Here is a 19,083-nt window from a genome sequence, read left to right as displayed (position 1 = left end):
GTCGCGCCCACCCCGACCGTCGCCGAAAACGCTGGCGCACAACCTGCAGGTGCCGCAATGACCCAGACCCAGCAAGACATCCCCGTCACACCGCTGCGCACCACCCCGCAAACTCGCGACGAGGCATTCACCCTGCTGGCGGGCATCGCGCAGTTCTTCAAGCAGACCGAACCCCAGAGCCCCGTCCCCTACCTGATCGAACGGGCGATCAAATGGGGCAACATGCCGCTCGAGGGTTGGCTCAACGATGTGATCAAGGACAGCAGCGTGGTGGACAACATCCGGGATGTGCTGGGGACGAAGGAAGCGAAGTCCTGATTGTTCAAACGCCGAGAAACCTGTGGCGAGGGAGCTTGCTCCCGCTGGGCTGCGCAGCAGCCCCCCAAAAAAAGACACCACCGCACATCACAGTGAGCACCCACTCATTCAAACGAACTGCACCTACGCAGGCGGATCAATCTGATCCAGCACCCGGTTCGCCGTAATCTCCGCCAACATCACACTGTTGGAAATCCCCAGCAGCGCATTGCGCGATCCACCGTCCAAGTGATCCACCAACTGGTGAACCATCACATCCACCGAGGCCAGCGTCTCAACCAGATAAACCACCAAGGTTTCGGTATCAACCTGCGGGTCGACGGTAAACAAGGTACTGACCGTACGCGGCGTGGCTTTGATATCGGCGGACGAGGGGAAGTGGAAATCGAGGGCGCGCTTGGCGGCTTCGTTGAGTTTGTTTGAATCGGGTTCGTACGGGGATACCGGATCGGTGTCCGGCGGGTTGGGCGTTACTTTGAACATATGCTGAGTTTCCTGTTGGTGTGCCACCCCTCTTGCGACTAAACGAAAGGGAGGCAACTGTACGCAGGTTAGTCGACCGGGAAACTCAGCAATCCGGCGCGCCCGAGGGCGCCCTGCGTACAGTCACCATCAATTACAGGTAATGAAAGACCTGCAAGACAGATGCATGCACAACTGAGTTAACGCGAGCGACTAAACCCGACCACTGATGGGCAGTGGCAGGGAAACGATAGAGGCCAGCCCCAAGACGCACAAGCCGGCGGATTCTGGCGTAACCGTAGGCAACGGCGCAAGGTCTTGTAGCTTTCATCGAGTAAGCCTGACAACATTTAAACACCCGCGTTCCTGAAGTTTTTCAATGCGAAAAAATTACAACGTGGGTGCTTGAGTAAGCCAACCAAGGTACCGGTAGCGCACATGGTCCTCGGAGATCTGACCAACGTCACTCTGCGTGACCAGATCCGGGAAGTGCCCAAGGCTGTTGAAGTCAAGCACAAGGAACCGGCCACCAAACAACTGATCTAGTACACCATTGTCAATGATGTAACGGTTGCTGTGCCCAGCAGTGCCAGTAAGGCCACGACCAGCGGCGACCGAAAAACGAGCGCCTGTACCGCCATGGGCCGACTCAACTTGGTCAGAGGAAGCATCGTGACGCTGGCAGCGGCTGGCAACCGTGCGGCCGGGGTGATGACGCTAGATTGCGTGGAGCGTTGCTTGTGAAGTGCAGCCGGAGTATCACGTTTGAAGCCGGTGAACCGGTGATGGTGAAAGAACCTTCAGCGACTCTGGATATCCCGCAGGTCACTCTATACGGCAACCTGTAGGTGAATGGCGACGTCAACGCAACAGGGACTGTCTTGGATATCGGTGGAAACTCGAACCATCACAGTCACTAGACCTGCTGAGCGGGGACTACGGTTTTTTTAGGGTCCGTTGTTGTACCGAATAGATATCCTGCAATCGCCCCCAATATGCCTAACGCGACACTGAAATCGCTAATGCTCGCCAACGCTAACAACGAGCTGAAAATTGCAATCAAGACGATGCCTATGGCTCGAAGGTTCATTGGTCCGCCCCCCCTTGCATTCTCCAAAAGATCCCTAACAAGGTGACAAAGCCTATAACGGCAATGATCCAGGTGATTTGCTGTTCCATAGTAAGCGTATGGCTGATTCACCTTGCGTGACTAAGCCAGATACCAGAGATGTGGTATCAGTTCCGCAATTTCACTCGCCCGCTACGCCAGCAGGGCCGACTAAATCAAACTCATAATCGCGGCTACGCGCTTGCCGCTGCGCAGCAACCTGCGGAGAGCTAGTTCTTAACCTCGAGCGCCCACGGCGTTATCTGGTACGGCTGGCGCCTTTGTGTCAGGGAACATTTTGGTGAGACAAAGTGTCATAACCATTCATCAGATTTCAACCCGACCATTACCAAGGAGAGGTAAGCATGGCTTTCGACGCCTTCATACAAATCGACGAAATCCCTGGCAAAGCGCTGGATGAGCAGTACCCCAACTGGATCGAGATCACGAGCTACAACTTCGGCGTCAATCAAAGCACCTCTGCCACCGCGAGCTCTTCTGGCGGTGCAACCTCAGGGCGTACGACCCTGACCAATTTTACCTTCACCAAGTTTCTCGACATCGCCAGTTGCAAGCTGCTGGAAGCAAGCTGTGCGGGTCAACATTTTAAGGAAGTGAAGCTCGTGCTTTGTCGGGCGGGCACGGACAAGCTTAAGTACTACGAAATTGTCTTGGAAGAGGTGATCATTGCCGACTACTCGCAGAACGCCAGTTCGGGCGTTCCCATCGAAGTCATTCAGTTGAACTACGGGCGTATCAAAACCATCTACACCCGGCAGAAACGTTCCGATGGTAGTGGTGGCGGTAATGTGGCGGGGGGTTGGGATCGGATCAACAACAAGAAGTACGCGTGAGGTAAGGCAATGTCTGAAGCACGCAGTTTCATCAACCCAAGAACCCAGTCGTACCAGTCGTTGAAAGCTAGTACACCGGTGTCGGGGTACGCCAAAGGCAAGTTCGATGTCTTGAATGTGCATATTGCCAACAGCGTGGTCATGGCCGGGGAGTTGGTTATTGTGGGCGACTCCGATACGCCATCTTGCACCAGCCACGAAGCGTTCCTGATGGCCAAGGCGGCTCAGGTGCACACGGGGCTGCTGACTAGCGGGGTGGAGGCGGACGATTTTTTTCTGGAACACTTCGACTTGCTGCAGAGCGTGCTGGCCAACGCTTCAATGGGAGCTGGTGCCGCCAGCGAGGGATGGAGCAAGCATCTGGAAAATATCAAGGCCACACTTGAGGAGATCGAGAAACTACACCGCGATTACCTCGGCTCTGGCACCCTCAGTGCCCGCGACGCGTTTTACGCCAAGCGCACCACTTTGTTCATGAAGCTCGAAAAACAGTTGGGGAACATTGCCGCGTACGGCTCAGGGTTACGTAACCTGGGAAAGATCAAGCAGGCATTGGGCATTTCGACCCATAGCTACCTCCATACAGGCGAGATCGCCGGCTATGCCGACAAAGTGTCTGGCGTTGCCAAAGCGTCGAATCTGGTCAAGAAAGGCACGTATATCGGTACTGCGCTGGATGTGGCATCCACAGGTTTGTCGATTCATAAAGCCTGCACGATGGGCCGAGAGGACCAATGCCGCCGCGCCAGATATGTCGAAAGCTCGACATTGATGGGTAGCCTGGCGGGCGGCAGCGCCGGCGGGTATCTGGGCGGTATGGCAGGGACTGCTGTTTGTGCAGTCGTTCTGGGGGTTAGTACAGGCGGCCCAGGAGCACTGGCTTGTGCTGTGGTAGGCGGTGCGGTGGGCGGTAAGATCGGCGGTGACATCGGTAGCGACAGAGGCGAGGTGCTGGGTGACTTTTTGTATCGTGAGGTATCGGAGTGAATGAAGTCGACCCTGGACTGGTTGCGCTGCTGATCATCGTCCCTATGGTGTTGGCCATCGTCGTGCAGTGTTACGTTGCGCATAAGTACACCGAGCGCTTTGAGTCATTGCTGACGAACTGCACCTTCGTGACCGGCAATAAAAATGCATTCCAGCATGCAGGTTTGCTGGGCAAGGTCATGCGCACTGGGTTGATCTCTATGGTGTTGGCCATACCGAAAGTCTTCGTGCGCAGGGGGTTGATTGACTTCAATGAAGTGAAACGCTTCCCGTCGCGGATGAGGCGGTTACTGGTGAGCCTGTTGGGCATTCACATCGTGTTGTTCGCCGCGCTGGTCATTTCCCATTATGCATAGCCCCTGAACCTTATAAGTCAGGTCGGCATCCACCGATGCGGCAACAGTTGTCCAATCTCGCTCGCCCGATATGTCGGTAGCCGAATCAGCACATCTTTGAGATAGGCATATGAATCATGCCCATTCATACGTGCCGCCCCCTTGATCCCTAGGCTGCATAGCGCTGCCCATTCAGCACTGACGCACCCGAACCAAAGCAACCAACTGAATACCTGAAAGCAGCTGCATTAAGCGGGCTTTCAATGTGAGTTATGGTCGGGCCGCTCTGCTGCGGGGATGAGTGCTGATCTACGACAATCCAGGGAGATGCAAAAAAATCGAAGGCAACTGATATTCAGTTTGGAGCTACAGGCCGAACACGTCGGCCTGTTTTGATATTCTGTTGCAACTGGCGCAAAAGAACGTGAAGCTATTTATCTCACATCATGTATATCGCGGATTTTTCGCGCACGGCATCAGCTTGACGCAGCTTCACCGCTGATCCCCTTCCTTACCCTTCTCTTCTCCCCCATGCCGGGCCTGCGCCCGGCATAAACCCGTGCCTGCCGTTTGTCCGCTGCTGCCCGTGGCGCACATTTTTGCATGCCATCCAGCCAGAAACTCCATTCGGGGACTTGTGCTTCCGGTATTATGGTATACCATCAGACGCACAGACACCCAAAACCTCTACGGAGCAGCTCATGAGTTTCGAAATCCGCAAGATCGTCAGCTATGTCGAAGAAACCTTTATTGAAGGCGGCAAAGCCACCGATAAGCCCGTGACCATGGTCGGTCTGGCCGTGGTGATGAAGAACCCCTGGCTGGGCAACGGTTTCGTCGAAGACCTGAAACCGCAGATCCGCGCCAACTGCTCCGACCTCGGTGCGCTGATGGTCGAGCGCCTCGTGGGCATCATTGGCGGTGCCGAGAAAATCGAGGCTTACGGCAAGGCTGCGGTGGTCGGCGCCGACGGCGAGATCGAGCACGCTTCGGCGGTGATCCACACCCTGCGCTTCGGCAACCATTACCGCGAAGCGGTCAAGGCCAAGAGCTACCTGAGCTTCACCAACAAGCGCGGTGGCCCGGGTACTTCGATCCAGATCCCGATGATGCACAAGGACGACGAAGGCCTGCGTTCGCACTACATCACCCTGGAAATGCAGATCGAAGACGCACCGCGTGCCGACGAAATCGTCGTGGTCCTGGGTTGCGCCGACGGTGGCCGCCTGCACCCGCGCATCGGCAACCGCTACATCGACCTGGAAGAACTGGCTGCCGAAAAAGCCCAGTAACCGGCCAGCAAAACGACAACAAAAAAGGCTGTAGGAGTGCTCCATGATTCGGCTCACCGCTGAACTCACCCCGGCTGGCACCAGCTACCTGGCGACCGGCCAAGGCCAGCCCGTGGTCTTGATCCACGGCGTGGGCCTGAACAAAGAAATGTGGGGCGGCCAGATCGTTGGCCTGGCCACGAAGTACCGCGTCGTCGCCTACGACATGCTCGGCCATGGCGCCAGCCCGCGCCCTTCGATCGGCACGCCGCTGCTCGGCTATGCCGACCAGTTGCTGGAGCTGCTCGACCACCTGCAATTGCCCAAGGCAACGGTGATCGGTTTTTCCATGGGCGGGCTGGTTGCGCGGGCGTTTGCCTTGCACTACCCGCAACGCCTGGAGGGCCTGGTGGTGCTCAACAGCGTGTTCAACCGCAGCGCCGAACAGCGTGCCGGGGTCATCGCCCGCACCAGCCAGGCTGCCGAACACGGGCCGGACGCCAATGCCGAAGCGGCGCTGTCGCGCTGGTTCAGCCGCGAATACCAGGCCGCGAACCCGGCGCAGATCGCCGCGATTCGCCAGACCCTGGCCGGCAATGACCCGCAGGGTTACCTGACCACTTATGAACTGTTCGCCACCCAGGACATGTACCGCGCCGACGACCTGGCCAGTATCCAGGTGCCGACGCTGATCGCCACCGGCGAGCTGGACCCCGGTTCGACCCCGGAAATGGCCAAGCAACTGGCCGAACGCATTCCCGGTGCGACCGTTGCCGTGCTCGCCGAGCAACGGCATATGATGCCCGTAGAGTCGCCGCGCCTGGTCAACCAGCTGTTGCTGGAGTTTCTGCAGACCGCGCACTCCCAACAAAACCAGATCAAGGGGATCGTTGCATGACACTCGCACGCTTCCAGATGTGCATCGGCGGTGAATGGGTCGATGCCCTGTCCGGCAAGACCTTCGAAAGCCTCAATCCGGCGCTGGCCGAGCCTTGGGCCGAACTGCCCGATGCCGACGAAGCCGATGTCGAGCGCGCGGTACAAGCCGCGCAAACCGCTTTCGACAGCCCGGCATGGCGCGGTTTGACCGCCACCGCTCGCGGCAAATTGCTGCGACGCCTGGGCGACCTGATCGCCGAGAACAAAGAACAACTGGCGCAGCTGGAAAGCCGCGACAACGGCAAGCTGATCCGCGAAACCCGTGGCCAGGTCGGCTATCTGCCGGAGTTCTTCCACTACACCGCAGGCCTGGCGGACAAGCTCGAAGGCGGCACCCTGCCGCTGGACAAGCCGGACCTGTTTGCCTACACCGTGCACGAAGCCATGGGCGTGGTTGCCGCGATCATTCCATGGAACAGCCCGCTGTACCTGACCGCGATCAAACTCGCCCCGGCCCTCGCGGCGGGCAACACCATCGTGATCAAGCCGTCGGAACACGCTTCGGCGACCATTCTTGAACTGGCACGCCTGGCGCTGGAAGCCGGGATTCCGCCGGGGGTGGTCAACGTCGTCACCGGTTACGGCCCGAGCACCGGCGCCGCCCTCACCCGCCATCCGCTGATCCGCAAGATCGCCTTCACCGGCGGCGCGGCCACGGCGCGGCATGTGGTGCGCAGCAGCGCGGAGAACTTCGCCAAACTGTCGCTGGAACTGGGGGGTAAATCGCCGAACATCATCTTCGCCGACGCCGACCTCGACAGCGCGATCAACGGCGCCATCGCCGGGATCTACGCCGCCTCCGGGCAGAGCTGCGTCTCCGGTTCGCGCTTGCTGGTGCAGGACGAGATCTACGACGAATTCGTCGGCCGTCTGGTGGAACGCGCCCAGCGCATCCGCATCGGCAACCCCCAGGACGACAGCAGCGAAATGGGCCCGATGGCCACCGCGCAGCAACTGGCCGTGGTCGAAGGTCTGGTGGCCGATGCCATTGCCGAAGGTGCGCGCCTGCGCTTGGGCGGCAAGCGCCCAGAGAATCTGGGTGAAGGCTGGTTCTACGAACCAACGCTGTTCGAGTGCGACCGCAATTCGATGAAGATCATGCAGGAAGAAGTCTTTGGTCCGGTGGCTTCGGTCATCCGTTTCAAGGACGAAGCCGAAGCCCTGGCGATCGCCAACGACTCGCAGTTCGGCCTCGCCGCCGGTATCTGGACCCGCGACCTGGGCCGTGCCCATCGCCTGGCCCGGGACGTGCGTTCGGGGATCATCTGGGTCAACACCTACCGCGCCGTCTCGGCCATGGCGCCGATCGGCGGCTTCAAGAACAGTGGCTATGGACGCGAAAGCGGCATCGATTCGGTGCTGGCCTACACCGAGCTGAAAACGGTGTGGATCAACCTGTCCCAGGCGCCGATGCCTGATCCCTTCGTGATGCGCTAGGAGTCCTGGAAAATGATCGAACCCGGCATTTACAAAGACGTCATGAGTTCGTTCCCGTCCGGGGTAACGGTGGTCACCACCCTGGACCCGGACGGCGGCATCGTCGGCATCACCGCCAGCGCCTTCAGTGCGCTGTCGATTGAGCCGGCACTGGTGCTGTTCTGCCCCAACTACGGCTCCGACACCTACCCGGTGCTGCGCGACAGCAAGCAGTTCGCGATTCATTTGCTGTCCGCCGAGCAGACCGCCGAGGCCTATGCCTTCGCCGGTAAAGGCAAGGACAAGGCCAAAGGCATCGAGTGGCACCTGAGCGAACTGGGTAACCCGATCCTGGCCAAGGCGACGGCGATCATCGAGTGCGAACTGTGGCGCGAATACGACGGCGGTGATCACGCGATCATCGTCGGCGCGGTGAAGAACCTGATCCTGCCCGCGCAACCGGTCACGCCGATGATCTACCACAAAGGCAAGCTGGGGCCGTTGCCCACTTTGGCCTGATGGTTGAACACAATCCCACAGGGTCCACCACTTTACTCAGGAGCCGGCATGAGCCCAGCAGCCTCGTTACTGTTCCGCCAGCAGGCCTACATCAATGGCCAATGGCTGGACGCGCCGGATGGCGCCTGTCAGGACATCTTCAACCCGGCCACCGGTGAACTCATCGGCCGGGTACCGAACCTCGGCGCCGAACACGCACGCCTGGCTATCGAGGCCGCCAACAAGGCCTGGCCGGCCTGGCGCGCACTGACCGCCAAGGAACGCAGCAATACGCTCAAGCGCTGGCATGCCTTGATGCTGGAAAACGCCGACGCCCTGGCAAACATCCTCACCCTCGAACAAGGCAAGCCACTGGCTGAAGCCAAGGGCGAAATCCTCTACGCCGCGAGCTTCATCGAGTGGTTCGCCGAAGAGGCCAAGCGCATCTACGGCGACACCATTCCCAGCCACAGGGGCGACGCGCGCATCGTCGTCAGCAAGGAGCCGATTGGTGTCGTCGCGGCCATCACGCCGTGGAACTTCCCGGCGGCGATGATCACCCGCAAGGCCGGCCCCGCGCTGGCGGCCGGTTGCCCGTGCATCGTCAAACCGGCCCCGGAAACGCCGTTCTCGGCACTGGCCATGGCCGCACTGGCGGAACAGGCTGGCATTCCAGCGGGCATTTTCAGCGTGATCACTGGCGATGCCATTGCCATCGGTGGTGAGCTGACTTCAAGCCCACTCGTGCGCAAACTGTCGTTCACCGGCTCCACCGGGATCGGAAAATTGCTGATGGCCCAGTGCGCGCCGACCCTGAAAAAAGTCTCGCTGGAACTGGGCGGCAACGCGCCGTTCATTGTCTTCGACGATGCCGATCTGGAGCGCGCGGTAGACGGCGCGCTGATCGCAAAATTCCGCAACGCCGGGCAGACCTGCGTCTGCGTCAATCGCTTCCTGGTGCAGGACGGCATCCACGACGCCTTTGTCGCACGCCTGGCCGAGCGGGTTTCGCAACTCAAGGTCGGCAGCGGTTTCGATGATGGCGTCACCCAAGGGCCGCTGATCAACGAGCGTGCCGTGGCCAAGGTGGAAGACCATGTGCAAGATGCCCTGGCAAACGGCGCACAATTGCTGTGCGGCGGCGAACGCCATGCATTGGGCAACGGCTTCTTCCAGCCAACCGTTTTGGCGGGCGTTACCACGCAAATGAAAGTCGCCCAAGAAGAAACCTTCGGCCCGCTGGCAGCGGTGTTCCGTTTCGACACCGAGGCCCAGGCCGTCGAGATGGCCAACGACACCGAATTCGGCCTGGCCGCCTACTGCTACACCCGCGACCTGGGCCGCGCCTGGCGCATGAGCGAGGCACTGGAATACGGCATGGTCGGGATCAACGAAGGGCTGATTTCCACCGAAGTCGCGCCGTTTGGCGGTATCAAATCCTCGGGGCTGGGCCGTGAAGGGTCGAAGTACGGCATCGAGGACTACCTGGAACTCAAATACACCTTGATGGGCGGCCTCTGAGCCCACGGGAGCTACGCAAATGAACAACGAAAAATACGAAAAAGGCCTGAAGATCCGCACCCAGGTGCTGGGCGAGGCCTACGTCAACCGTTCCATCGAAAACGCCGACGACTTCACCCGACCCTTGCAGGAAATGGTCACCGAATATTGTTGGGGTCATGTCTGGGGTCGTGAGGGTTTATCGCTCAAGGAGCGCAGCATGATCAACCTGGCGATGATCTCGGCCCTCAACCGGCCCCATGAACTCAAGCTGCATGTGCGCGGCGCCTTGCGTAACGGCCTGAGTCGTGAGCAAATACGCGAAATATTGCTTCAGGTCGGCATTTATTGCGGTGTCCCCGCTGCCGTAGACAGTTTCCGGCTCGCCCGTGAAGCCTTCGCCGAAGCCGATGCCGAGGCCTCCAGTTAACCCTTGGCTGTTTGATCCGACCGAGCACATGGATTCCCGTAATCGAAGTGTTCTTTTTGCATGGACAGCCACAATCAGAGCGGACCCCATGAAACGCCTGCCACTCGACGACAGCTTCAAGGTCAATCGCAACCCCGTTACCCTGCGCGAAATCGTGCTGGATAAACTGCGAAGCGCCATCATGAACTTCCAGCTCCTGCCGGGAGACCGTCTGGTCGAACGCGATCTGTGCGATCGCCTGGGCGTCAGCCGTACCTCCGTGCGCGAAGCCTTGCGTCACCTCGAATCCGAAGGCCTGGTGGAATTCGCCGACGCCAAGGGCCCGCGTGTCGCGATCATCACCCTGGCCGATGCCGTGGACATCTACGAGCTGCGCTGCGTACTCGAAGGGCTGATCGTGCAACTGTTCACCCTGCGCGCCAAGGCCAAGGACATCAAGGCCCTGGAAAAAGCCCTCGAAGAAAACCGCAAGGCGCTGAAAGACGGTGAGCTGCAACAGGTCATCGACTCGGTGCAGGGTTTCTACGATGTGCTGCTCGAAGGCTCGGGCAACCACGTCGCGGCCACTCAGCTGCGCCAGTTGCAGGCACGCATCAGCTACCTGCGCGCGACCTCGGTGTCCCAGGAAAACCGTCGCGGCGCGAGCAACCAGGAAATGGAGCGCATGGTCGAGGCGATCAAGGGCGGCGATCCGCTGGCCGCCCACCAGGCTTGCGTCGACCACGTGCGTGCAGCCGCGGCTGTGGCCCTGGACTACCTCAAGCGCAAGCAGGAAGAAACCGGCGACATCCCGGCGATCACCCAGCCCATCGCGCTGAAAGAACCGCGCATAGGTCGCTGAAATGTTCAGCCCGAGCTTTTGCCCCAAGTGCGGTAGCGCTGATCTCGGTCAGCAGGTGCCGCCGGGCGATACGCACGAGCGCCTGATGTGCCGCGGTTGCGGCTACATCCACTACATCAATCCGAAGATCATTGCCGGCTGTATCATCGAGCAGGACGGCAAGTACCTGCTGTGCCAACGCGCGATTCCGCCGCGTCCTGGCACCTGGACCTTGCCGGCGGGCTTCATGGAAAGCGGCGAGACCACCGAGCAGGCGGCCTTGCGCGAGGTCTGGGAAGAAAGCGGCGTGCGTGCGGAAATCGTCTCGCCCTATTCGATCTTCAGCGTGCCGCAGATCAGCGAGGTGTACATCATCTTCCGCGCCATCGCGCTGGAGATCACCGGGCAGTACGGGCCGGAGACCCTCGACTACAAGTTCTTCGCGCCTGAGGATATTCCCTGGGACAGCATCTACTACCCGGCGATCCGGCAGATTCTTGAGCGCTATATCGAGGAGCGTCAGGCCGGGGTGTATGGCATTTACATGGGCAATGATGACAGCGGGAAGATTCACTTTATTCGCTAGCTGTTTTGGAGAATCCCCTTCTTCGGCTGTTTTCTGGTCGGTGTACATATCCATTGCTGCGGTAACGGCCACTTAGGGTTCCGCCCTTACGGCGGGTCACTTGGAAGAGCCCCAAGTAACCAAGGGCTCTTGCCCCTGACATTCGGTGCCTCGCCGTGGCTCGGCATGCCCTCGCTCCGGTCCTGCTCCGTGGGCCCGCCGCCATCGGCCATCCATGGCCGGGGGCGGCTAACCCGGCATCCATGCCGGGTTGCCCACTGCGCAGAACCTCCACTCGGCCTCACGAGGGGGCGTACACCGCAACAGCGCCCGAGGCGGCCTACCGGCCGGCCTGTTTGCTGGGGTCGTTCGTCTGTGATGTACCTGGTCGACTTGCAGGCCGCTATCGCGAGCAGGCTCGCTCCTACAGTTGGATTGGGTACATTCAAAAGAAATTGGTCGGCCGGCAGGCCGCCTTCGCGAGCAGGCTCGCTCCCACAGAAGAGCAAAGGCAGGTCGGCGTACACCCACGCTCCTCACCACTCATCAGGCCGAGCGTTAGCTCGCCTGCAGCTCTTGATCTTGATCCACCCGCCCCCTCGGAAGGCTGAGTGGAGGTGTTTATCCGGGGATTGGCGCGCAGCGCCGTTCGACGCAGTCGAACTCATTGCATGTAGGTCGAAGCGAAGCCGACCGGAGGGCAATGCCCCCGGATGAATACCGGAGCGAAGGAACCCCGAGCCTCAGCGAGGGGCCGTACGTAAGGGGCGAGACCTTTTGGTTCCTTTTGGGGCGTTTGCCAAAAGGGACTCGCCGTAAGGGCGAAACCATAAGCCGCCGTTACCAAAAAACCGGATATGTACTCAATCACCCAAGAACCTGGTCGGCCCAAAGGCCGCCAAGGTCAAAGAAGATCAACCTACCCCAACAACCCCCTCCCCATGCATCTGCCGCAACAACCCCAGACCACCCTCGAAAAACGCCGAAGAGCCAACCTGCCCCGCCTCCACCGCCAATCCTTGCAACTGCTCACGCCCGGTCAACTCGGGAAACTCACCAACACGCAGCAACAACCGCCACGCCAACGGACTCAGTTCAGAAAACCTCACACTCCAGTCCTCGGCGCGACGCACCAGCAACAACGTCGGCTGAGCAGGCGCCACATCAGGCTGGTAATCCTGCCCCACCCGCTGCACCGGCCAGGCGTAAGCCAATGGCCAGGCCAGCGGCGACACCTGCAAGCGCCGATCCAGCAGCAGCGCGTCATCACCGCCAACCAGAGGCTCAGCGTCAGACTGTTGCAGCGCCATTTCCACCCACTCGTAATGCGCCAGCTCCACCATGAACGGCGGCCACGGCCCATCGCTCAACTCCAGAGATTCAGAGGCGAGAAACTCGACAAACTCCTGAGCAATCTCACCAAATTTCGGCGTGCGGGCGCGGTAGTCCCGCAGAAAGATCCGCACCAGCGACCGCCAGCGTTCATCCCCCAGAATCTTCACCAGCACCGGAAAGGTGCCACTGAGCAACGACGACAGGTTGGCAAACACCAGGTCGCGATAAACCTGCGCCCGAGCGGGGTCCATTTCGCTGGGTGGCGCGTTGTGCTCAGGGTCGCGCAGGTACAGGCCCATGGCGGTTTGTTGATGCAAAAGACTCGACTTACCCACGGTTTACGCCCTCCTGTTGCAGACGGCGAATGGTCTGCAATTCCGCCACCAGTTCAGTGAATGCCGGAAAGTTGAAATCCCGCTCCAGCAAGGTCGGCTGCGCACCGAACCGGGCATAAGCCTGGGCCAGCAACGACCACACCGCTGGTTTGACCGAAGCGCCATGGGTGTCGATCTTCAAGGAATCGGACTCGTCGAAGTGCCCGGCAATGTGCATCGCCACCACCCGGCCCGAATCGATGCCCGCCAGAAACACCTGCGGATCGAAGCCGTGGTTGATCGAATTGACGTAGACGTTATTGACGTCCAGCAACAGGTCGCAATCGGCCTCGCGCAACACCGCATTGGTGAACGTCACCTCGTCCATGTCCTGTTGAGGCGCGGCGTAATAAGAGACGTTTTCCACCGCCAGGCGCCGACCAAGAATGTCCTGGGCCTGACGAATACGCGCAACGACGTGGTACACCGCTTCTTCAGTGAACGGCAGTGGCAACAGGTCATACAGGTGGCCGTCATCGCTGCAATAGCTCAGATGCTCGCTGTACAGCGGCACGTTGTAGTGATCAAGAAAACCCCGGACTTCCTGCAAAAAACCGACGTCCAGCGGCGACGGCCCGCCCAGGGACAGGGACAGGCCATGACAGGACAATGGATAGCGTTCAGCCAGGGCGCGCAATGCCGCACCATGGGCGCCGCCAATGCCGATCCAGTTTTCCGGCGCGACTTCCAGAAAGTCGAAATCGCCTGCCGGTGCGGCCTGGAGGTCTTTCATTAAACCGCGGCGCAGGCCCAGGCCGACGCTGGCCTTCGCTACGGGAGTGACGGGGGTTTGCATGAAGTCGATCTCGGACGGTGGCTGGGGGGCGGGCACCGAATGGATGCCCGCCGTCAGACACAGTTAATCGAAGCGGTGTATCGGGCCTGTGTTCACTTGTGCCGGAAAATGCCAGCGTGTGTATCGCCAGCAAGTCCATACACACTGTGATACAGACCCGCCGCTGGCTGTCAGGCCAAGTCGTATTTCTCACGCACCAGATGGCCGATGCCCATGCGATCGAGCACATTCATCGGGCACAGGAACGTCACACGCACAGTGCCCGGCAGGCGACTGATGTCGATCGATCCGGTGATGGTGGCGCGGTTGAGGACTTCGTCATAAGGCAGGCCGGTAACGGAAGCGGCGCGTTGCAGGCCGTTTTCCACCGCCAGGTTGAGGTTCTCGCCGCTGCCGATGAAGGTGATCGGCCCACTCTGTTCGATCTCGTGCTGGCCCCAACGCTCACCCAGCTCACGGACTCTTGCCCGTTGTTCGGCGTTCATTGGCCGGGCCATCGGCGGCAAGTCATCGAGATTTTGCAACAGGATCGGCCCTTCCAGAGTCAGGTTCTTCACCACTTGCACCACCACTTCGGTTTCCCCGGAACAATCGGTGGCGTGCCCGGCGATTTCGCCGTTGCCCTGTTGGGCATGCATGTCGCCCATGTACACCCCGGCACCGGGAACTTTAACCGGGCAAATCAGCACGCAGCCTTCGCGAATCGAGTTGGTGTCCATGTGGCCGTCGGTTTTCGCCGCGTGCAGTTCTTCGCGGGTCATGCCGAAACGGTGCGGTGCATTGATCAGGTACTGGCCGAAGTCGGCGCAGTTGTGGGAATCGGGCAAGTCCCGGGATGGCAGGGTGCCGATGTTGCCGAGAAACGGCCGCATGTGAGCCGCAACACCTGGAATGTCGGCACGGGCCAGGGACAGGATCGAATGCTGGGCGGCGAATTCCGGCAGCGCCGACATTTCTGATGCGTTACCTGCCAGTCGATTGGCGATGTCCTGATTGACCGTCAGGCTGACCTGGTTCTGCGCATCGAACACAATCACATAGCCGTGGCTGAAACGAAACGCGCTGACCTCGGCACCACAATGGTTGCAGCGAATGGCCTCGGCGCCGATGCCTTCGACATGGCTGGCGGGATGATCGGTGCCGCACATGGAGCAGAATTTAGAAACGAACGGATCGCCGTTGTACCGCCCCTCAACAAAGCTCATCACTCCGGATGAAGTCGCCAGCGACGTCACACGCATGCTTTTGATCTTGATGGCCACGGCATCACCGATTTGCGCCCCGGCGATCGCCACCGGTCGCGTCACTTCATGCCCGCCCTCGAAGGCGGGCGTGATCATCGGTCCCCAACAGCCCGGTGGCGTACCGGTGATCAGCGTACCGCCGTCGACCAACGGCCCGAGCATCGGCTGGCTCGGGCCAATGATGCCGTTGGTGTAGTGATCGACCCGCAGTCGATCCACGGGTGTGACGTTGGGATCGGGTTGAGACACAAGCGTTGTCATGGAAGTCCCCTTGACCGCATCAGGCGCGGAACAGAGTCGAGCGTACGGCCGCCGGTTGCGACGGCCAGGGAAGGAGTCTTGGCCGCCACGGTTTAACGGCGCCAAAACGGCCTTCACAGTTCATCGCAGGTTTGTATCGGTTCTGTGTTCGGCTGGGGTCTGAAGTTGCGCGGGACTGTATCGAAAGGCCGGTGAGATACAGTGAGATACATCACGCCTCCCTGTGGGAGCGAGCCGGCTCGCTCCCACAGGGAGGCGTAGCGGCAGGAAAAACGTTGCTTTCGTCGCGTCAGACCGCGCGGTACAAGGCTCGGACTAAACTTACTGCACACAGGGCCCGCTTGGTGCCCTGTACATTCCCACGACCACCGCCCAGCGGCGAACGCCTCGCCAAACAATGCCCCTGGACCGTGATCCTGCTGAAGGAGCACACATGATGGACGAGGCCAGACTCAACGATTTCATGGGCAAACTGGTGAATGACATGGGCGGCGCGGCGATGCTCGCCAACGTCATCCTCGGCGAAGAGCTCGGTCTGTACCGGGCGATGGCCGACAGTCAGCCGATGACCCCGGAAGCACTCGCCGCCAAAACCGGCTGCAACACCCGCCTGCTGCGCGAATGGCTCAGCGCCCATGCCGCCTCCGGCTACATGGAACACCGCGACGGCCAGTTCCGTCTGCCCGAAGAGCAAGCCATGGCTTTGGCAAACGAAGACTCACCGGTTTATGTGGCGGGCGGAATCGGCGTGGTCGCGTCGTTTTTCCATGACAAGGACAAACTGGTCAACGCCATGCGCGGCAACGGCGCCCTGCCCTGGGGCGATCACCATCCGTGCATGTTCAGCGGGACCGAACGCTTCTTCCGCCCCGGCTACAAGGCCCATTTGGTCGCCGAATGGTTGCCGGCACTCGACGGCGTGATGGCCAAACTGGAGGCCGGGGCCAAAGTGGCGGACATCGGCTGCGGGCACGGCGCCTCGACAGTGATCATGGCCCAGGCGTTTCCGGATTCGCGCTTCGTCGGTTTCGACTACCACGCGCCGTCCGTTACCGTTGCCACCCAACGGGCCGAAGAAGGGGGTGTGTCCAGCCGGGCCAAGTTCTTCCAGGGCACCGCAAAAAGTTACCCCGGCAGCGACTATGACCTGATCTGCTACTTCGACTGCCTGCACGACATGGGCGACCCGGTGGGTGCGGCCAAGCATGCCTATGAGTCGCTGAAGGACGATGGCACGGTGCTGCTGGTCGAGCCCTACGCCAACGATTTGCTCGACGACAACGTCAACCCGGTCGGACGCCTGTTCTACGCGGCGTCGACCTTCATCTGCACGCCCAACTCGTTGTCCCAGGAAGTCGGCCTCGGCCTCGGAGCTCAGGCCGGTGAAACGCGGTTGCGCAAAGTGTTCAGCGAGGCCGGATTCACCCGTTTCCGCCGGGCCACGGAAACACCGTTCAACCTGATCCTGGAGGCGCGTAAATAATCCCCGCCGCCATCTCTGTAGGCGCGAGCTTGCTCCGGGCGGAGTTCCGACGATGGTGTGTCAGCTATATTGATGTCGACTGACACTCCATCGCGAGCAAGCTCGCTCCTACAGGTTTCCCGGTATGCTCGACCGCCAGACCCGTGACCAACTCGATCGCCTCCATCAGCTCATGACGGATCAGCCGTTTGCCGTGCTGACCGGTGCCGGTATCAGCACGCCCTCGGGCATCCCGGATTATCGCGACAACCAGGGCGTGCGGCGTGGCCGGCAGCCGATGATGTACCAGGAATTTCTTTCGGCCCCGGAGTCCCGGCGGCGCTATTGGGCGCGGGCGATGCTCGGCTGGCCACGGGTGCGACTGGCACAACCGAACGTGGCCCACGCCACCCTGGCCCGTTTGCAAGGCACGCGACAGATCAGCGGGTTGATCACCCAGAACGTCGACACCCTGCACGACCAGGCCGGCAGCCGTGACGTGATCGAACTCCACGGCAGTCTGCACCGGGTGCTGTGCCTGGATTGTGGCCAGCGTAGTGAGCGCGATTCGATCCAGCGCCTGATGGAAACACAGAACCCGTACCTGGCCGGCGTCGATGCGGTGCAGGCGCCGGACGGCGACACCTTGCTCGACCCGGCCTTCGAGGCACGCTTCCAGGTCCCGCACTGCCCGCATTGCGCCGGGGAACGGATGAAGCCAGACGTGGTGTTTTTTGGCGAGAACGTCGCACAGGCCACGGCGGCCAAGGCGATGGCCGCCGTCGAACAGGCTGCCGGGCTGTTGGTGATTGGCTCGTCGTTGATGGCCTATTCGGCGTTTCGCTTGTGTCGGGCGGTGGTGGATCAGGGCAAGCCGTTGATTGCGATCAACCTGGGCAAGACCCGGGCCGATGAGATGCTGGATTTGAAGATCGAGGGGTCGTGTGAGCAGCTTCTTCCGTTATTGGCCCAACGCCTTAACCACTGACAAAACCCAATCTCTGTAGGAGTGAGCCTGCTCGCGATGGGGCCAGCACATACAACATCTCTGTCGACTGACACACCGTCATCGCGAGCAGGCTCGCTCCTACAGGGGATCGTGATCAACTCATGGCAACTCGCTGCCCAAGGTTTTCCTCTTTGAGCACATCAAACAACGCCTGCGCCGCCGCCGACAGTTCTCCCCCCGGCAACGTCAGCACCCCAAGAGCCCGCTCCACCACCGGGTCGCGCAAGGTAATGCAACGCGCCCCCAGTTCACGCATCTGCCCGGCACACAAAGCCGGCACTGCGCTCACGCCCAGGCCACTGGCGACCATGCGCCCGACCGTCGCCAGTTGATGGCTTTCAAACTCCACCGGCAGCTTCATGCCCCGGGCCTGCAAGTGTTCTTCCAGCATCACCCGCACCGTCGACGGACGCTGCAGGGTAATGAACGGCTCCTTGAGCAGGGTCTGCCAGTCGATGTCATCGAGTTCGGCCAGCGCCGAATCCAGGGGAACCACCGCGACGAAGCGGTCGATGTACAACGGCGTGAATTGCAGCGACGAACTCTGGGTCGGCTCGAACGCCACCCCCAGTTCCACCTGGCGGTCCCGGACCATTTCCAGCACTTGTTCGTTGATCACGTCATTGACCGTCACGTTGACATTCGGATAACGGGCGCGGAAGGTCTTGAGGATCGGCGGCAGCAGGTTGCCGGCGAACGACGGCATCGCCGCCAGGGTCACGCGGCCGCGCTGCAGGGTGAAGCGCTGGCGCAACTCATCCTCGGCATTGTCCCAGTCGGCGATCAACCGGCGCGCCAGCGGCACCAGGGATTCGCCTTCGGCGGTGAGCGCCACGTTGCGCGTGGTGCGGGTGAACAAGCGCCCGCCCAGGCCCTCCTCCAGCGCCTTGATGGTCAGGCTAAGGGCCGATTGCGACAGGTGCAGGCGCTCGCAGGCCACGGCAAAGCTCAGGCTCTGGGCCACCGCCAGAAAGGCGCGGATCTGCTTGACGGTCATAGTCGCTTCGCTCCAGTTGTAAGCTACAAGCTTCAAGCTGCAAGATTAAAGCAGCGTTTAATGAGCTTTATCAATCAATCAGATCTAAAAAACAACTTAACA

The 19,083-nt window shown here is 60.6% G+C and carries 19 protein-coding genes and 2 pseudogenes; 15 read left to right on the top strand and 6 right to left on the bottom strand.

The features are described 5' to 3' along the window. Positions 1–318 (top strand): annotated as a pseudogene (locus KGB07_RS13970) (type VI secretion system protein TssA); the annotation flags it as partial. A gap of 123 nt (positions 319–441) precedes the next feature. On the opposite strand, the gene KGB07_RS13965 reads toward KGB07_RS13970, so the two are convergent. Then, positions 442–801: a DUF6124 family protein gene (locus tag KGB07_RS13965; protein WP_046042549.1), complete on the bottom strand. Its 360-nt coding sequence runs from the start codon at positions 799–801 to the stop codon at positions 442–444. 384 nt (positions 802–1,185) lie between these two features. On the opposite strand from KGB07_RS13965, the gene KGB07_RS13960 reads away from it, so the two are divergent. The 4 genes from KGB07_RS13960 to KGB07_RS13945 all read left to right on the top strand — a co-directional run bounded on the left by KGB07_RS13960 (position 1,186) and on the right by KGB07_RS13945 (position 4,085). Then, complete coding sequence (locus tag KGB07_RS13960; RefSeq protein WP_185754826.1) at positions 1,186–1,326, top strand: hypothetical protein; 141 nt, start codon at positions 1,186–1,188, stop codon at positions 1,324–1,326. Between the two features lie 927 nt (positions 1,327–2,253). After that, the gene (locus tag KGB07_RS13955) at positions 2,254–2,742 is read left to right on the top strand and encodes an Hcp family type VI secretion system effector (protein WP_223465673.1); all 489 of its coding nucleotides are present in this window, start codon (positions 2,254–2,256) and stop codon (positions 2,740–2,742) included. Between the two features lie 9 nt (positions 2,743–2,751). Continuing rightward, on the top strand, positions 2,752–3,729 hold the full coding sequence (locus tag KGB07_RS13950; RefSeq protein ID WP_046042551.1) for a hypothetical protein: 978 nt from the start codon (positions 2,752–2,754) through the stop codon (positions 3,727–3,729). Next, the gene (locus KGB07_RS13945; protein ID WP_046042552.1) at positions 3,726–4,085 is read left to right on the top strand and encodes a hypothetical protein; all 360 of its coding nucleotides are present in this window, start codon (positions 3,726–3,728) and stop codon (positions 4,083–4,085) included. The genes KGB07_RS13950 and KGB07_RS13945 overlap by 4 nt, the downstream gene beginning before the upstream one ends. Before the next feature lie 17 nt (positions 4,086–4,102). Here KGB07_RS13945 and KGB07_RS13940 read toward each other — a convergent pair. After that, positions 4,103–4,219 (bottom strand): annotated as a pseudogene (locus tag KGB07_RS13940) (transposase domain-containing protein); the annotation flags it as partial. A gap of 546 nt (positions 4,220–4,765) precedes the next feature. Here KGB07_RS13940 and KGB07_RS13935 point away from each other — a divergent pair. The 8 genes from KGB07_RS13935 to KGB07_RS13900 all read left to right on the top strand — a co-directional run bounded on the left by KGB07_RS13935 (position 4,766) and on the right by KGB07_RS13900 (position 11,524). Next, positions 4,766–5,356, top strand: coding sequence for an amino acid synthesis family protein (locus tag KGB07_RS13935; RefSeq protein WP_007978708.1), 591 nt, complete (start codon positions 4,766–4,768; stop codon positions 5,354–5,356). A gap of 43 nt (positions 5,357–5,399) precedes the next feature. Then, positions 5,400–6,233 carry an alpha/beta fold hydrolase gene (locus KGB07_RS13930; RefSeq protein ID WP_223465672.1) on the top strand — a complete coding sequence of 278 codons (834 nt, stop codon included), beginning with the start codon at positions 5,400–5,402 and terminating at the stop codon, positions 6,231–6,233. Further along, on the top strand, positions 6,230–7,711 hold the full coding sequence (locus KGB07_RS13925) for an aldehyde dehydrogenase (RefSeq protein WP_046042554.1): 1,482 nt from the start codon (positions 6,230–6,232) through the stop codon (positions 7,709–7,711). Before KGB07_RS13930 ends, KGB07_RS13925 begins: the two co-directional genes overlap by 4 nt. 12 nt (positions 7,712–7,723) lie before the next feature. Beyond that, the gene (locus KGB07_RS13920) at positions 7,724–8,209 is read left to right on the top strand and encodes a flavin reductase family protein (RefSeq protein WP_223465661.1); all 486 of its coding nucleotides are present in this window, start codon (positions 7,724–7,726) and stop codon (positions 8,207–8,209) included. A 48-nt stretch (positions 8,210–8,257) separates the two neighbouring features. Continuing rightward, a complete protein-coding gene (locus KGB07_RS13915) occupies positions 8,258–9,709 on the top strand; it encodes an NAD-dependent succinate-semialdehyde dehydrogenase (protein WP_223465658.1) in 1,452 nt (483 codons plus the stop codon). A 19-nt stretch (positions 9,710–9,728) separates the two neighbouring features. Continuing rightward, entirely contained in the window at positions 9,729–10,118 is a 390-nt protein-coding gene (locus KGB07_RS13910) for a carboxymuconolactone decarboxylase family protein (RefSeq protein WP_007991919.1), read from the top strand. 88 nt (positions 10,119–10,206) lie between these two features. After that, positions 10,207–10,959 carry a GntR family transcriptional regulator gene (locus KGB07_RS13905; protein ID WP_046042558.1) on the top strand — a complete coding sequence of 251 codons (753 nt, stop codon included), beginning with the start codon at positions 10,207–10,209 and terminating at the stop codon, positions 10,957–10,959. 1 nt (position 10,960) lies between these two features. Next, positions 10,961–11,524, top strand: coding sequence for an NUDIX hydrolase (locus KGB07_RS13900; RefSeq protein WP_046042559.1), 564 nt, complete (start codon positions 10,961–10,963; stop codon positions 11,522–11,524). An 893-nt stretch (positions 11,525–12,417) separates the two neighbouring features. Here KGB07_RS13900 and KGB07_RS13895 read toward each other — a convergent pair. The 3 genes from KGB07_RS13895 to KGB07_RS13885 all read right to left on the bottom strand — a co-directional run bounded on the left by KGB07_RS13895 (position 12,418) and on the right by KGB07_RS13885 (position 15,513). Continuing rightward, a complete protein-coding gene (locus KGB07_RS13895; RefSeq protein ID WP_223465656.1) occupies positions 12,418–13,173 on the bottom strand; it encodes a DUF2063 domain-containing protein in 756 nt (251 codons plus the stop codon). Continuing rightward, positions 13,166–14,008 (bottom strand): DUF692 domain-containing protein, encoded by an 843-nt coding sequence (locus KGB07_RS13890; RefSeq protein WP_223465654.1) that lies wholly within the window; start codon positions 14,006–14,008, stop codon positions 13,166–13,168. The genes KGB07_RS13895 and KGB07_RS13890 overlap by 8 nt, the downstream gene beginning before the upstream one ends. Before the next feature lie 170 nt (positions 14,009–14,178). After that, entirely contained in the window at positions 14,179–15,513 is a 1,335-nt protein-coding gene (locus KGB07_RS13885; RefSeq protein WP_046043271.1) for an acetamidase/formamidase family protein, read from the bottom strand. Positions 15,514–15,949: 436 nt separating this feature from the next. On the opposite strand from KGB07_RS13885, the gene KGB07_RS13880 reads away from it, so the two are divergent. Together KGB07_RS13880 and KGB07_RS13875 are read left to right on the top strand one after the other, a co-directional pair. Further along, positions 15,950–16,996, top strand: a complete 1,047-nt coding sequence (locus KGB07_RS13880; RefSeq protein ID WP_046043275.1) for a class I SAM-dependent methyltransferase — start codon at positions 15,950–15,952, stop codon at positions 16,994–16,996. Between the two features lie 124 nt (positions 16,997–17,120). Further along, positions 17,121–17,963, top strand: coding sequence for an NAD-dependent protein deacetylase (locus KGB07_RS13875; RefSeq protein WP_046043269.1), 843 nt, complete (start codon positions 17,121–17,123; stop codon positions 17,961–17,963). 115 nt (positions 17,964–18,078) lie between these two features. Here KGB07_RS13875 and KGB07_RS13870 read toward each other — a convergent pair whose 3' ends face one another. After that, a complete protein-coding gene (locus KGB07_RS13870) occupies positions 18,079–18,981 on the bottom strand; it encodes a LysR family transcriptional regulator (RefSeq protein ID WP_046043268.1) in 903 nt (300 codons plus the stop codon). Between the last annotated feature and the right edge of the window lie 102 nt (positions 18,982–19,083).

The sequence above is a fragment of the Pseudomonas sp. GL-RE-26 genome (assembly GCF_019956275.1).
In the GTDB taxonomy this organism is placed as follows: domain Bacteria; phylum Pseudomonadota; class Gammaproteobacteria; order Pseudomonadales; family Pseudomonadaceae; genus Aquipseudomonas; species Aquipseudomonas grandcourensis.
Note: the sequence above shows the minus strand (reverse complement) of the source record. Positions and strands in the feature narration are given on the sequence as shown.

Bases quoted from the DNA above. Each gene is read 5' to 3' on its own strand.
- KGB07_RS13965 (WP_046042549.1), bottom strand. From the start codon at position 801: ATGTTCAAAGTAACGCCCAACCCGCCGGACACCGATCCGGTATCCCCG.
- KGB07_RS13955 (WP_223465673.1), top strand. From the start codon at position 2,254: ATGGCTTTCGACGCCTTCATACAAATCGACGAAATCCCTGGCAAAGCG.
- KGB07_RS13950 (WP_046042551.1), top strand. From the start codon at position 2,752: ATGTCTGAAGCACGCAGTTTCATCAACCCAAGAACCCAGTCGTACCAG.
- KGB07_RS13935 (WP_007978708.1), top strand. From the start codon at position 4,766: ATGAGTTTCGAAATCCGCAAGATCGTCAGCTATGTCGAAGAAACCTTT.
- KGB07_RS13930 (WP_223465672.1), top strand. From the start codon at position 5,400: ATGATTCGGCTCACCGCTGAACTCACCCCGGCTGGCACCAGCTACCTG.
- KGB07_RS13925 (WP_046042554.1), top strand. From the start codon at position 6,230: ATGACACTCGCACGCTTCCAGATGTGCATCGGCGGTGAATGGGTCGAT.
- KGB07_RS13920 (WP_223465661.1), top strand. From the start codon at position 7,724: ATGATCGAACCCGGCATTTACAAAGACGTCATGAGTTCGTTCCCGTCC.
- KGB07_RS13915 (WP_223465658.1), top strand. From the start codon at position 8,258: ATGAGCCCAGCAGCCTCGTTACTGTTCCGCCAGCAGGCCTACATCAAT.
- KGB07_RS13910 (WP_007991919.1), top strand. From the start codon at position 9,729: ATGAACAACGAAAAATACGAAAAAGGCCTGAAGATCCGCACCCAGGTG.
- KGB07_RS13905 (WP_046042558.1), top strand. From the start codon at position 10,207: ATGAAACGCCTGCCACTCGACGACAGCTTCAAGGTCAATCGCAACCCC.
- KGB07_RS13900 (WP_046042559.1), top strand. From the start codon at position 10,961: ATGTTCAGCCCGAGCTTTTGCCCCAAGTGCGGTAGCGCTGATCTCGGT.
- KGB07_RS13890 (WP_223465654.1), bottom strand. From the start codon at position 14,008: ATGCAAACCCCCGTCACTCCCGTAGCGAAGGCCAGCGTCGGCCTGGGC.
- KGB07_RS13885 (WP_046043271.1), bottom strand. From the start codon at position 15,513: ATGACAACGCTTGTGTCTCAACCCGATCCCAACGTCACACCCGTGGAT.
- KGB07_RS13880 (WP_046043275.1), top strand. From the start codon at position 15,950: ATGGACGAGGCCAGACTCAACGATTTCATGGGCAAACTGGTGAATGAC.
- KGB07_RS13875 (WP_046043269.1), top strand. From the start codon at position 17,121: ATGCTCGACCGCCAGACCCGTGACCAACTCGATCGCCTCCATCAGCTC.
- KGB07_RS13870 (WP_046043268.1), bottom strand. From the start codon at position 18,981: ATGACCGTCAAGCAGATCCGCGCCTTTCTGGCGGTGGCCCAGAGCCTG.